This window comes from Micromonospora sp. AMSO31t, assembly GCF_008868175.1.
GTDB lineage: Bacteria > Actinomycetota > Actinomycetes > Mycobacteriales > Micromonosporaceae > Micromonospora.
This window is the reverse complement of the sequence record NZ_WBKT01000159.1, coordinates 1-13,430: the sequence shown is the minus strand read 5'-3', so window position 1 is coordinate 13,430 and position 13,430 is coordinate 1. Positions and strand designations below refer to the sequence as shown.

Below are 13,430 nucleotides of genomic sequence, written 5' to 3'. Positions count from 1 at the left end.
CGGCGGGGGAGCGGGCCGGCCGTGGTCGGCTCGACGAGCTGCCCCTCCAGGACGACCCCGCCGCCGGGGCGCTGGTGCAGCACCACCGGCTCGCGGTCCTCGGGCAGCCCGGTGAGGTCGTCGAGGAGCGGGTCCGGCGCGGGCGGGAAGTCGTCGCGGAAGTCGTCCTCCGGAGCCCGGTCGGCCCACGGCGGGGCCTCCTGCCCGATCAGCACCTCGTCGACCGGGTCCGGGTCGGCGAACTCGGGCGGCAGGTCGGCCACCGCGGCGGCCGTCTCGGCGTGGGTGGGCACCTCGTCCCAGAGGACGCGGACGTGCCGCTGGTCGTCGAGGGCGACCCGGACGGGCAGCGCCTGACCCAGCGACGGCCACTTGGCGACCGGGACCCGCGGCTCGATGATCTTCTTGGACCGGGGCGGCAGGCCGGGCGCGTCGATCACCAGTTGCAGCTCGCAGCGGCCGAAGGCGTACTGGGTGGGCGGCTCGGAGGCGCTGTGCACGTGGCCGAGCCCGACAACCCAGGTGCGGCCGCCGCCGCGGACCGTGGCCAGGGCGATCGCCAGCACCAGCAGGGCGACTCCGAGCGCCACGATCGCCCAGCTCGTCATGCCCAGCCCGAACAGGGTCACGAACGTGGCCAGGGTGCCCAGCACCGCGCCGATCAGCTTGCGTACCGGCGCGATGGGTCGGTTCCCGCCATTCGCCACAGTGGACCTCCCAGGGGTTCCAGGGCCAGGCTAGGCCGCCGCGGCGACCCAGGGAAGGAGCAGCCGCCGCGCCGGCGCCGGGACCGGGTCGCTACGCTGACCGTACCCAGCCCGACCCGGTTCCGCGCACAGGAGGAAACCAGCGTGTCCAGCAGCAGCCCGGACGAGCGGACGCTCGTACTGATCAAGCCCGACGCGGTCCGCCGCGGTCTGGTCGGGGAGATCCTCGGCCGTTTCGAGCGCAAGGGCCTGCGGATCGACGCGCTGGTGGTCCGCGCCATGGACGGCGACTTCGCCGACCAGCACTACGCCGAGCACGTGGACAAGCCGTTCTACCCGCCGCTGAAGGCGTTCATGACCGGCGGCCCGCTGGCCGCCCTGGTGCTCTCCGGTGACCAGGTGATCGAGGTGGTCCGCGGGATGATCGGCAGCACCGACGGCCGCAAGGCCGCCGCCGGCACCATCCGCGGCGACCTGTCCCTCTCCAACCGGGAGAACCTGGTGCACGCCTCCGACTCGGTGGACAGCGCCAAGCGCGAGATCGCCCTCTGGTTCCCCGAGCTGAGCTGATCCGACCTCCGACGGCCCCGGTCCCCGCGCGTGCGGGCCGGGGCCGTCGCGCGTGCTCAGCCCGGCACGCCGGTCAGTTTGTCCGGGTTGCCGATCAGGTAGACGCCGGTGATCCGGCCCTCGGCGGCGGCCACGGAGAGGATGTAGCGGGCGCCCGGCCAGGTCAGCACCAGCGCGGGCGCGCCGTTGAGCTCGACCGGGGTGGCCCGGACCTCGGGGTGGCGCTGGTGGTACAGGCCGGTGAAGAAGCGGGCGATCCGGTCCGGGCCGTGCACCGGGTTGCGGGCCGCGGAGACCCGGCCGCCGCCGTCGTTCCACGAGGTGGCGTCAGCCGCGACCAGGCCGGTCAGCCGGGCCAGGTCGCCGTCGCGCGCCGCGGCCAGGAAGGCGTCGAGCAGCCGGCGCTGCTCGGCCGGGCCGGCGGTGAACCGCGGCCGGCCGTCGGCGATCCGGGCCACCGCGCGGTGGTGCAGTTGCCGGCAGTCCGCCGCGGACCGGTCCAGCAGCTCACCGATCTCGGCGTACGGCAGGGCGAAGGCGGTGTGCAGCACGTACACGGCCCGCTCCGGCGGGGTGAGCCGTTCCAGCAGGTGCAGCAGCGCGGTGGAGAGGGTCTCCCGCTGCTCGACCGTGTCCAGCGGGCCGAACGGGGACGGGTCGGTCGGCACCGGCTCGGGCAGCCACGGCCCGACGTACGTCTCCCGGGCGGCCTGCCGGGCCCGCAGCCGGTCCAGCGCCAGCCGGGTCACCACCCGGGACAGGTAGCGGCGCGGCTCGGCCACGCTGTCCCGGTCGACGTCCAGCCAGCGCAGGTACGCCTCCTGGAGCACGTCCTCGGCGTCGTGCAGGCTGCCCAGCAGGCGGTACGCCAGCCCGAGCAGCATCGGCCGGTGCGCCGTGAGCGCACCGGCCGCCTGCGCCGCCGCCGAGGGTGAGGTCACACCTCGACCGGCGGCTCGGTACGGGTGCTCACCGAGATCCGGTTCCACACGTTGATTGTGGCGATCGCGACCACCAGATCGGCCAGTTCCTTCTCCGACCAGACCTTCGCGGCGGCGTCCCACACGTCGTCCGGCACGCCGTGCTCGCCGAGCCGGGTCACCGCGTCGGTCAGCGCCAGCGCGGCCCGCTCCCGCTCGGTGAAGAAGGGCGCCTCCCGCCACGCCGCGACGGCGAACAGCCGCCGGCTCGACTCGCCCGCCCCGAGCGCGTCCCGGCTGTGCATGTCGACGCAGAACGAGCAGCCGTTCAACATCGACGCCCGCAGCTTGACCAGCTCCAGCACGGTGTGGTCCACGTTCTTCTGGACGTACTTCTCCAACCCGAGCACCGCCCGGTACGCCTCCGGCGCCACCGTCGCCGCGTCCATCCGGCTCATCGCCGCCTCCTTCAAGTCGTCGGTACGCCCACACGACGGATCGGGGCCGGGGAGGTGTGACGGCGCGGCGGTGTGACGGTGGTCATGGGGAACGATGCCCGTCCTGACTTCCGGGGTCAGAGGGTGTCGAGGGAGGCGCGGCGGCGGGACTCGGCCTCGAAGGCCTTGAGCAGAACCGCGGCCAGGACCGCGTACCCCAGTCCGACGCCGGCCTCGGCGGCGAGTGCCGGTCCGGCGGCCGCGAAGCCGTCGCCGGCCGCCAGGTGCCGGGCGGCCCGGACGGCGTGGGTGATGGGCAGTCCCTCGCCCACCGCGCGCATCCAGCCGGGCAGCCCGGCGGCCGGCACGTTCACACCGGTGAGCAGGAGCAGCAGCGCCACCGAGACGTTGGAGACCACCCAGACGTCCCGGAACCGCAGGCCGAGCGCACCCAGGGTGAGGCCGAAGAAACCGCAGGACAGTGCCGCCACCGCCAGGGTGGCCAGCAGCGCCGGCAGGGCCTCCGGCGGCACCCGCAGGCCGAGCAGGAGCGCCCCGACGGTCAGCGTGCTCACGGCGATGAGCAGGCCGTTGCCGGCGTACGGGAGGACCCGGCTGAGGAAGACGGCGGTGCGGCTGCGCGGGGAGAGCAGCACGTGCCCGAGGGTGCCGAAGCGCCGCTCGTTGGCGACCGCCATGGTGCCGCCGAAGACGCACGAGAGCGAGGCGGCGAGCACCGCGTTGCCGACGACGTAGAAGCGGTCGTCGGCGACCCCGAGCTGCCGGCCCAGGTACGCGAAGAAGAGCAGCTGGAAGATCGGCCCCACCAGCAGCGAGCCGATGAACATCGCCGGGGTGGTCCAGTTGAACAGGGCCCGGTAGGCGATCACGCCGCCGGTGCCGATGAGCCGGAAGAGTGCCATTCGTCGTTCTCCTCAGGCCAGCGCGAGGGTCGCCGCGGCGCGGGCCCGTCGCTCGACGTACGTCATCATCAGGGCGCCGGCGGCCAGGCAGCCGAGGCTGATCGCCAGGCAGATGCCCAGGGACGGCCAGACCGGGCCGCCGCTGGCCGCCTCGTGCACCGCCCGGGCGCCCCAGGTGGGCAACGCGGCGGCGATCGGGCCGGTCCAGCCGGGCAGCACCGTGAGCGGCACCAGCATCCCGGAGACCAGCCAGATCGGGTACTCCAGCGTGTTGGCCAGCGCGTTGGCGTTGCGCATCAGCACGAACGTGCTGGCGAGCAGCAGGCCGAACATGCCCAGGCCGAGCACGCAGCCGGGCGCCGCGACCAGGAAGAGCAGCGGGTGTGCGAAGGTCAGCGGCACGCCGTAGAGCAGCCGGCCCCAGAGCAGGGTGGCGAGCATGGCGTAGGTGCCGGTGACCGCGGTGGACAGGGTGATCGGGAAGATCACCAGCGCGGGCGGGCGCGGCGCCAGCATGAGCATCTCCAGGGTGCCCTGCCAGCGCTGGTTCTGGATGGCGCCGCCGGACCCGAAGAGCACCGACGACCAGACCCCCATCAGCCCGGCGCCCACCGCGGCCTCCAGCAGCCGGCCCGGCTCGCCGCCGGCCCGGCAGAGGTACACCGCGAGGGTCGCCTGCACCACCGGCACGATCAGCGCGGTCGCGATCTCGAACGGGGAGCGGCTGAGCTGCCTGGTGTGCAGCAGCGCCCCCACCCCGATCATGCGGAGCAGACTCACGCGGCCACCGCCTCGACCGGGCGGGCCGGGGTGTCGACCCGGTTGACGATCGCCACGTACGCGTCCTCGAGGGTGGGCTGGCGCGCGGCGACCCGTCCCAGCCGTACGCCGTCCAGCTCGCGCAGCACGTCGGCCTGCACGTCCACCCCCGCGTCGGACTGCACGGTCAGTGCCTGCGCCGCGCCGGTGACCGTCACACTCGCCTCGCGTACCCCGGGCAGGGTGTGGATGGCGGCGAGCTGAGCGTCGGTCACCCCGTACGCCTCGACCTCCAGCACCTGCCGGCCGTCGGCGTGCCGCCGCAGCTCGGCCGGCGTGCCGAGGGCCTGGATGGTGCCGTTGGCGATCACCGCGATCCGGTCGCAGAGTTCGTCCGCCTCGGCCATGTAGTGGGTGGTCAACAGCACCGTGGTGCCGGTGGCGGCCAGGTCGGCGACGGTCTGCCGCAGCTCCCGGGCGGCCACCGGGTCCACCCCGATCGACGGCTCGTCGAGGAAGAGCACCTGCGGCCGGTGCAGCAGACCCCGGGCGATGTGCAGGCGCTGCCGCATGCCCCGGGAGTAGCCCTCCACCCGTTCGCGCTCCCGCCCGGCCAGCCGGACCAGCTCCAGCAGCTCGGCGATGCGCCGCTGCTGGTCCCGCCCCGGCACGCCGTACAGCTCGGCGAAGTAGCGCAGGTTGTCCAGGGCGGACAGCCGCTCGTACAGGCCCCGGTCACCGCCGAAGACGTACCCGATGCGGCGGCGTACCTCCCGCGTCTCGGTGACCACGTCGTGGCCGCAGATCCGCGCGCTGCCGGCCGTCGGGATCAGCAGCGTGTTCAGCAGCTTGATGGTGGTGGTCTTGCCCGCGCCGTTCGGTCCGAGCAGGCCGAACAGCTCCCCGTTGCCGACCGTCAGGTCGACGCCGCGGACCGCTTCCACCTCCCGGCGCAGAGGTCGTAACCATCCCGTCCGGCTGCGGTAGGTACGCCGCAGCCCGGCCGCCTCGATCGCGTAATCGCTCATGCCGGCCCTCCGCTTCGCTCCGGGCCGTCATGAGGCTCCACCGCACTGAGCCGGATGATTCGCTCGCTTCGCTCGCTCATGGCCGCGAATCTAGGGACGCCGGCGGGGCGGGAAAACGGATTCGGCGCGCGCCGAATCCTCAGGCGGAGGCGGCCGCCGTGCCGGCGCCGATCAGCGTGACCAGCGCCAGGCCGGCCGGTTCCAGGCTGTAGAGCACCCGTCGGCCGACCCGGCGGCGGTGCACCACCCCGGCCGAGAGCAGCGCGGCGAGGTGTTCGGAGACGGTGCTCGGGGCGAGCCCGAGGGTCGCGGCGAGCCCGGCGGTGGTGGCTGGCCGGGCCAGCGCCCGGAGCACCTGGGCCCGGCCCCGCCCGACCAGCACGGCGAGGCGGTCGGTGCCGGGCTCGGCCGCCGCCGGCGCGGGCCGCCCCTCGGCCAGCAGGGCCGAACCCCGGGCCTGGTACGACACGGCGATGATCTCGGGATGATCGGTGGAGTGGGTCAGCGCGCCCCGGGAGAAGATCAACGGGATCAGCAGCAGCCGTTGGTCGACCGCCCGGAATGCCCGATCCGACGGCTTCACCAGGGTCAGCACCGGCCGTTCCCAGCGGACCCGCTCGTGCAGGTCGGCCAGGAGCGCGTCCGGGCCGTCGGCGGCCAGTGCCCGCGCCCGGTGCAGCACCTCCTCGTCCAGCGCCGCCCGCATCGCCGGCCACCAGGGCGCGAGCGCCGCGTCCCAGTACGCCTGGAGGCCGTCGGCCAGCCGGTCCAGCGTCGCCTGCCGGTCGGTGACGAACGGGCGCAGCCACTCCGGCAGGTCGTCCGGGTCGTGGTAGCGGGGGACCTGCTCGGCGATCACCTCGGCCGGGGTGGCGCGCAGCGCGGCCAACTCCTCCTCGATGGTCGGGCTGGCGCTGGGCGGCACCGGACCGAGGAAGTCCGGGTACCACGGGCCGGTCCGGGTGTAGATCCGGACCGGGGCCGTGGCGGGCTGCTCGGCGAGCACCCGCCAGGCGTGCCGGGCCCAGCCGGTGTACGGCCAGGGCGCCTCGTCCCGGTAGCGCTCAAGAAGGTAGAGGCTGCACTTGGCCTCCCAGAGCGGGCTGGTGGCGATCCGGGTGCGGGTCAGCGTGGGCTCGTCCAGCTCGATCCGGATCACCCGGGCAGCCTACGGATAGTCGGAGGCGGGACGGGGGAAGGGTCGAGTACGCTTGACGGCAGACAGGCGACGACCCGGCCATCACCGGTGAGCCTCCGGAAGAACGGCCGGGTGACCGGCTCAGTAGAACCGGACGGGACGGCCCGTCACAGCCGGCCAACGAGCGGGCGGTCGCACCTCGGACCGCCAAGCGGGGTGGTACCGCGGGCCTTGCCCCGGGCGCGCCGGCACGGCGTACCGGGAAGGGGTTCGTCCTCGCAGACCCACGGACATGTGAGCTGCTGAGGAGAGCGACCCCCGATGGCCTATCCGTTGCACGACCCGACCGCCGCCGGCGTCCCGGCGAGCCCGGACCTGCCCGCGGTCGAGCGCCGGGTCCTGGAGCACTGGACGGCCGACAAGACCTTCGAGGCCAGCGTCGAGGCGCGTCCCACCGGCGAGGACGGGAAGAACGAGTTCGTCTTCTACGACGGCCCGCCCTTCGCCAACGGCCTGCCGCACTACGGCCACCTCTTCACCGGCTACGTGAAGGACGTCGTGCCGCGCTACCAGACCATGCGCGGCCGGCACGTCGAGCGCCGGTTCGGCTGGGACTGCCACGGCCTGCCGGCCGAGGTGGTCGCCGAGAAGCAGCTCGGCATCACCACCAAGGCGGAGATCCTCGACCTCGGCGTGGCCCGGTTCAACGAGGCCTGCCGCACGTCGGTGCTCGAGTTCACCCAGGACTGGGAGCGGTACGTCACCCGGCAGGCCCGCTGGGTCGACTTCGCCAACGACTACAAGACGCTCGACCTGGACTACATGGAGAGCGTCATGTGGGCCTTCAAGACCCTGCACGACAAGGGTCTGGTCTACGAGGGCTTCCGGGTGCTGGCCTACTGCTGGCGGTGCGAGACCCCACTGTCGAACACCGAGACCCGGATGGACGACGTCTACAAGGACCGGCACGACCCGACGCTGACCGTCTGGTTCGAGCTGACCGCCGACGACTCGGCCTCCGAGCTGGTGCGCGGCCCGGTGCGGCTCGGCGTCTGGACCACCACGCCGTGGACCCTGCCGTCGAACCTGGCGCTCGCCGTCGGCCCCGACATCGAGTACGCGGTGCTGGACCGCGACGGCGACCGCTACCTGGTCGGCGCCGCCCGGCTCGGCGCGTACGCCAAGGAGCTGGAGGGGTACGAGCAGGTCGGCACCGTGCTCGGCCGGGACCTGGTCGGGCGCCGCTACACCCCGCTCTACGACTTCCTCGTCGACCAGGCCGGCGAGAACGCCTACCAGGTGCTCGGCGCGGAGTTCGTCACCACCGAGGACGGCACCGGGATCGTCCACCTGGCCCCGGCCTTCGGTGAGGACGACCAGAACACCTGCAACGCGGCCGGCATCCCGACCATCGTCACGGTCGACGACCACACCCGGTTCACCGGGCTGGTGCCGCCGTACCAGGGCGAGCAGGTCTTCGATGTGAACAAGCCGGTGATCCGGGAGCTGAAGGAGCGGGGGGTGGTGCTCCGGCAGGACACCTACACCCACTCCTACCCGCACTGCTGGCGCTGCGACACCCCGCTGGTCTACAAGGCGGTGTCCTCCTGGTTCGTCGCGGTCACCCGGGTCAAGGACCGGATGGTCGAGCTGAACCAGCAGATCAACTGGACGCCGGCGCACATCAAGGACGGCTCGTTCGGCAAGTGGCTGGCCAACGCCCGCGACTGGTCGATCAGCCGGAACCGGTTCTGGGGCTCGCCGATCCCGGTGTGGAAGTCCGACGACCCGAACCACCCGCGCGTCGACGTGTACGGCTCGCTGGCCGACATCGAGCGGGACTTCGGCGTACGCCTGACCGACCTGCACCGGCCGGCGGTGGACGACCTGGTCCGCCCCAACCCGGACGACCCGACCGGGCAGTCGATGATGCGCCGGGTGCCCGAGGTGCTGGACTGCTGGTTCGAGTCCGGCTCGATGCCGTTCGCCCAGGTGCACTACCCGTTCGAGAACCGCGAGTGGTTCGAGCACCACTACCCGGGCGACTTCATCGTCGAGTACATCGGACAGACGCGCGGCTGGTTCTACACCATGCACGTGCTGGCCACCGCGCTGTTCGACCGGCCGGCGTTCCGCAACTGCCTCAGCCACGGCATCCTGCTCGGCTCCGACGGGCGCAAGATGTCCAAGAGCCTGCGCAACTACCCGGACGTCTACCACGTCTTCGACGCGTACGGGTCGGACGCGATGCGCTGGATGCTGATGTCCTCGCCGGTGCTGCGCGGCGGCGACATGGCGGTCACCGAGACGCTCATCCGGGACGCGGTGCGCCAGGTGCTGCTGCCGCTGTGGAACGTCTGGTACTTCTTCTCGCTCTACGCCAACGCGGACGGCTACCAGGCCAAGCGGCGGGTGGACTCCACCCACCTGCTCGACCGCTACGTGCTGGCGAAGACGAACGAGCTGGTGTCGACGGTCCAGGGTCAGCTCGACGCGTACGACATCTCGGGCGCCTGCGCGACCGTCCGGTCCTTCCTGGACGCGCTGACCAACTGGTACGTGCGCCGCTCGCGGGACCGGTTCTGGGCGGGCGACGCCGACGCGTTCGACACGCTGTGGACGGTGCTGGAGACGCTCTGCCGGGTGGTGGCGCCGCTCGCGCCGCTGACCGCGGAGGAGATCTGGCGCGGGCTCACCGGCGAGCGGTCGGTGCACCTGACCGACTTCCCGTCGGCGGAGGAGTTCCCGGCCGACCACGAGCTGGTGGCCGCCATGGACAACGTCCGGGCGGTCGCCTCGGCGGCGCTGTCGCTGCGCAAGGCCAAGGGGCTGCGGGTGCGGCTGCCGCTGTCGAAGCTGACCGTGGCCGCACCGGTCGCGGCCCAGCTGCGGCCCTTCGCCGACCTGGTCGCCGACGAGGTCAACGTGAAGGCGGTGGAGTTCACCGACGAGGTGTCCGCCTACTGCCAGCAGGTGCTGACCGTGGTGCCCCGGGCGCTCGGCCCGCGGGTCGGCAAGGCGGTCCAGCAGGTGATCAAGGCGGTCAAGGCGGGGGAGTGGGAGCTTCACGACGGCGCCCCGGTCGCCGCCGGGGTGACCCTCGCCGAGGGCGAGTACGAGCTGCGCCTGGTCGCCGCCGACGCCGAGCACTCCGCGCCGCTGCCCGGCGGGGAGGGCGTGGTCGTGCTGGACACCGAGGTCACCCCCGAGCTGGCCGCCGAGGGGCTGGCCCGGGACGTGGTCCGGGTGGTCCAGCAGGCCCGCCGGGACGCCGACCTGGACGTCTCGGACCGGATCGTGGTGGCCGTCTCCGCCTCGGAGGAGGTCCGCGCGGCGGTCGCCGCGTACACCGAGTTCGTGGCCCGGGAGGTGCTGGCCGACACGGTCGACTTCGCCGAGGGCGTCGACGGCTTCGCCGGCGAGGTCGGCGAGGGCGAGCGGGTGACGGTGGCGGTCCGGCGGGTATGAGGTCGTGACGGTGGTCCGGCGGCGTCCGCGCCGCCGGACCACCCTGCGGACGGCTGACCACCCGATCCGCCGGATGCCGACCCGTCCGCTACCGTGACAGCGCCTGCTCACGTACGACCGCCGGAGGACCCGTGCCCCTGCTCTACACCATCGGCAAGCTCACCGTGGCGCCCACGCTGCGGTTGGCCTTCCGTCCGCACGTGGAGGGGTTGGAGCACATCCCGGCGACCGGCGGCGCGATCTTCGCGGGCAACCATCTCTCCGTCGCCGACGAGCTGCTGCTCGGCACGGTGGTGCCCCGGCACCTGGCCTTCTGGGCCAAGTCGGAGTACTTCAAGGGCACCGGCGTGAAGGGCGCCTTCTCGAAGTTCGTGCTCACCGGGCTGGGCGCCATCCCGGTCGAGCGGGCCGGCGGCCGGGCGGCGCTGTCCGCGTTCGACGCCGCCATCCCGGTACTCAAGGCCGGCGACCTGGTGGCCGTCTACCCGGAGGGGACCCGCTCGCCCGACGGCCGGCTCTACCGGGGGCGGACCGGCGCGGCCCGGCTGGCCGTGGCGGCGGGCGTGCCGATCATCCCGGTGGGCGTGACCGGCACCGACAAGGCGCAGCCCATCGGCACGCGGGTGCCCCGGCCCGGCCGGGCGGAGATCACCATCCGGTTCGGCAAGCCGCTGGACTTCACCGGCCGGTCCGACGACCGCACGTCGCTGCGGGCGATGACCGACGAGATGATGGCCGAGATCCAGAAGCTCACCGGCCAGGAGTACGTGCCGCGCTACGCGCCCAGGCGCGCCGAGCCCCCCGCCGACCCGGCCGCCTGAGGCGTCACGGCGGGTCGCTGCCGCGCCGACCCTCCTGGGCGACCACCGCGTCCAGGTCGCCGAGCAGCGCCAGCTGCTTCATGGCCCGGGCCATCCGCGCGTTCCCCGGGATCCGGTCGCGGTTGCCGGCCAGGAACGCCCAGTAGCCGGCGGTGAACGGGCAGGCGTCCGGGCCGAGCCGCTGCCGCGGGTCGTAGCGGCAGCCGCCGCAGTAGTCGCTCATCCGGTTGATGTACGCGCCACCGGCGACGTACGGCTTGGTGGTCATCCGGCCCAGGTCGGCGTACTGGCTCAAGCCCACCACGTTGCCGGTCATCACCCACTCGTAGCCGTCCACGAACCGGGTGTGGAACCACTCGACCAGCTCCGACGGGCGCCAGCCGCGCTGGAGCGCGTAGTTGCCGAGCACCATGAGCCGCGGGATGTGGTGCACCCAGCCCCGGTCGCGGACGCCCGTGAGCACGTCCTGCAGGCAGCGCGCGTCGACCGGGGCCGCGTCCAGGTCGCGCCACCAGTCCGGCAGGACGCGGCGGGCGCCCAGCGCGTTGCTGTCCCGCCAGCCCTTCTCGAAGTACCAGTAGGTGTGCCAGATGTAGTCCCGCCAGCCCAGCACCTGCCGGACGAAACCCTCCACGGCGGCCAGCGGCGCCTCCTGCCTCCGGTACGCCCGCTCGGCGCCCCGGACCGCCACCATGGGATCCAGCAGGCCCAGGTTGAACGAGGACGACAACATGCTGTGCGCCAGCCACGGGTCGGTGGAGAGCATGGCGTCCTCGTACCGGCCGAACGCGGCGAGCCGGTGCCGGAGGAAGTGCCGCAGCCGGGACCTCGCCTCGCCGGTGGTGGCCGGGAAGCGGCGCGGCCCGTCCCGCCCGGCGAACCGGATGCCCTCCCGGGCCCAGCGGTCCAGGTCGGCCCGGACCTCCGCGTCGATGTCGTCCTCCTTCGGCAGCACCGGCGCCGGGACGTCGAGCCTGCCGTCCTTCGGCGGCGGATCCCGGTTCTCGGTGTCGAAGCTCCACCGGCCGCCCGCCGGCTCGCGACCGTCCATGAGCACCCCGTGGTGCTCCCGGGCGAACCGGTAGAACACCTCCATCCGCAGCGCGCCCCGGCGGTCGTCGGCCCAGTCGGCGAAGTCCGCCAGGCTGGTCGCGAAGCCCCGGGCCGGCAGCACGGTGACCGCGTCCAGCCCCCGGACGAACTCCAGCGCCCGCCGCGAGGTCGGGTGACACACCTCCAGCGGCTCGCTGACCTGCCTCAGGGCCTGCCCGTACGTCTCGCCGCGCACGAAGATCGCCTGGTCGCCCAGCTCGGCGGCGCGGTGCCGGAGCGCGGAGAGGATCAGGTGGGCCTTCTGCCGGTGGAAGACGCGCCGCCGGAAGACCGCCTTGGACTCGATGAGGAGAACCGGCTGCTTCCGCTCGTCGAGGAAGTGCGGCCCCAGCTGGTCAGCGAAGAGCCAACGCCGCGACATGTCCTGATTGTCACCCCTCGGACCGATCCGGCCCGGGAGGAAGACGGAACCTTTACGTGTTCGATACGTTGCGAACGGTGACGGTCCCTCAGGACTGCTCGGGGGTGACGACCTTCTGGCGCAGGTCGTCCAGCAGCCGGCCGCTGTCCTCCACGGACAGTCGGGTGAAGACGCCGGTGGCCAGGCTGCCGTGGTCCACCGACGTGCACACCACCACCGTGTCGCCGTCGGCCCGGCCCACCGCGCAGCGCTCGTACCGGCCCCGGACACCGGTCTCCACCGGCACCGAGGGGGCGAGGTCGTACCGGTCGGTGAGGCGGGCCAGCTCGGCCTGCGCGTCCGACTCGGGGCTCAGCCGGAACCCGGTGCCGCCGAAGAGGGTCACCCGCTTGCCGTCGCTCGTCGTGTAGATGCCGGCGAAGGTGTCCTCGGCCAGCAGGTGCGCCTGGCGTACCTGCGACTTCAGCTCGGCGGCGGCGGCCTGGCTGCGCTCGTCCTGGCGCAGCCGCATCGAGCCGAGCTGGTCGGGCAGGCTGGCGCTCGCCGGGTACTGGGCGGAGAGCGGCTGGGCCCACCAGAGCGGCACCCCGCAGCAGCAGGCGACGGTGAGCAGCAGCACCCAGGGCCAGCGGCGCCGGCGGCGGACCGGCACGGCCACGTACCCCTTGGGCGGCCCCCACCCGGGCGGCGCGGCCACCGGCGGCGGGGTCTTCTTCGCGCGGCGCTGCTTCGGCGGCGCGGGCCGGGGCGGCGCGACCGCCGGCGGCGACACCGGCCGGGCGACCGGCGGCGGGGCCGGGACGGCCGGCGGGCCGAGCGGCGGGGCCGCGGCGACCGGCGGGGCGGCGTAGGGAGGTGGGTGCGGCGCCGGGTAGGGCGCCGTGTAGGGCAGGGTCGGCGGCAGCGCCGGGAAGTCGGCGGAGTGCAGGTCCCAACCGGTGGTGTCCACGCCCGCCCACGGGTCGACCGGCACCTGGTGCTCCGGCGAGTCGGCCGGCGGCACCGGGGTGGGCTCGGCCGACTCGCCCCAGGCGCGCTTGCGCGGCAGCGGGGGCGGCACCGCGGCGGAGCCGCTCCAGCTCCGGGCGGGCGGCTGCGCCGGCGTCTCGACGCCGGCCTCGTTCTCGACCCGGGTGGGGTCCGGCCGCTGCTCCACCCGCGTGGGATCGGGGCGGGGCGCGACCG

General features: G+C 73.6%; 10 protein-coding genes and 2 pseudogenes. 3 read left to right on the top strand and 9 right to left on the bottom strand.

The features are described from left to right. Positions 1-707 (bottom strand): annotated as a pseudogene (locus F8274_RS25475) (glyoxalase/bleomycin resistance/dioxygenase family protein); the annotation flags it as partial. 144 nt (positions 708-851) lie between these two features. On the opposite strand from F8274_RS25475, the gene ndk reads away from it, so the two are divergent. Further along, on the top strand, positions 852-1,277 hold the full coding sequence (gene ndk / locus F8274_RS25470) for a nucleoside-diphosphate kinase (RefSeq protein WP_151464897.1): 426 nt from the start codon (positions 852-854) through the stop codon (positions 1,275-1,277). A 56-nt stretch (positions 1,278-1,333) separates the two neighbouring features. On the opposite strand, the gene sigJ is transcribed toward ndk, so the two are convergent. From sigJ to F8274_RS25440, 6 genes are all read right to left on the bottom strand, one after another. Beyond that, entirely contained in the window at positions 1,334-2,218 is an 885-nt protein-coding gene (gene sigJ / locus F8274_RS25465) for an RNA polymerase sigma factor SigJ (RefSeq protein WP_225853970.1), read from the bottom strand. Next, the gene (locus tag F8274_RS25460; RefSeq protein ID WP_151464896.1) at positions 2,215-2,655 is read right to left on the bottom strand and encodes a carboxymuconolactone decarboxylase family protein; all 441 of its coding nucleotides are present in this window, start codon (positions 2,653-2,655) and stop codon (positions 2,215-2,217) included. Before F8274_RS25460 ends, sigJ begins: the two co-directional genes overlap by 4 nt. Positions 2,656-2,771: 116 nt before the next feature. Then, entirely contained in the window at positions 2,772-3,557 is a 786-nt protein-coding gene (locus F8274_RS25455) for an ABC transporter permease (protein WP_151464895.1), read from the bottom strand. Positions 3,558-3,569: 12 nt separating this feature from the next. Next, positions 3,570-4,337 carry an ABC transporter permease gene (locus tag F8274_RS25450; RefSeq protein WP_225853969.1) on the bottom strand — a complete coding sequence of 256 codons (768 nt, stop codon included), beginning with the start codon at positions 4,335-4,337 and terminating at the stop codon, positions 3,570-3,572. Further along, positions 4,334-5,344, bottom strand: coding sequence for an ABC transporter ATP-binding protein (locus F8274_RS25445; protein WP_151464894.1), 1,011 nt, complete (start codon positions 5,342-5,344; stop codon positions 4,334-4,336). Before F8274_RS25445 ends, F8274_RS25450 begins: the two co-directional genes overlap by 4 nt. A 139-nt stretch (positions 5,345-5,483) precedes the next feature. After that, positions 5,484-6,503, bottom strand: a complete 1,020-nt coding sequence (locus tag F8274_RS25440; RefSeq protein WP_151464893.1) for an ArsR family transcriptional regulator — start codon at positions 6,501-6,503, stop codon at positions 5,484-5,486. Between the two features lie 300 nt (positions 6,504-6,803). Between F8274_RS25440 and ileS the strand changes: the two genes are divergently transcribed. After that, complete coding sequence (gene ileS / locus F8274_RS25435) at positions 6,804-9,950, top strand: isoleucine--tRNA ligase (RefSeq protein ID WP_151464892.1); 3,147 nt, start codon at positions 6,804-6,806, stop codon at positions 9,948-9,950. A gap of 131 nt (positions 9,951-10,081) precedes the next feature. After that, entirely contained in the window at positions 10,082-10,771 is a 690-nt protein-coding gene (locus F8274_RS25430; RefSeq protein WP_151464891.1) for a 1-acyl-sn-glycerol-3-phosphate acyltransferase, read from the top strand. Positions 10,772-10,775: 4 nt separating this feature from the next. Here F8274_RS25430 and F8274_RS25425 read toward each other — a convergent pair whose 3' ends face one another. Together F8274_RS25425 and F8274_RS32110 are read right to left on the bottom strand one after the other, a co-directional pair. Continuing rightward, entirely contained in the window at positions 10,776-12,245 is a 1,470-nt protein-coding gene (locus F8274_RS25425; protein WP_151464890.1) for a cryptochrome/photolyase family protein, read from the bottom strand. Positions 12,246-12,333: 88 nt separating this feature from the next. After that, a pseudogene (locus F8274_RS32110) lies at positions 12,334-13,430 on the bottom strand (hypothetical protein); the annotation flags it as partial.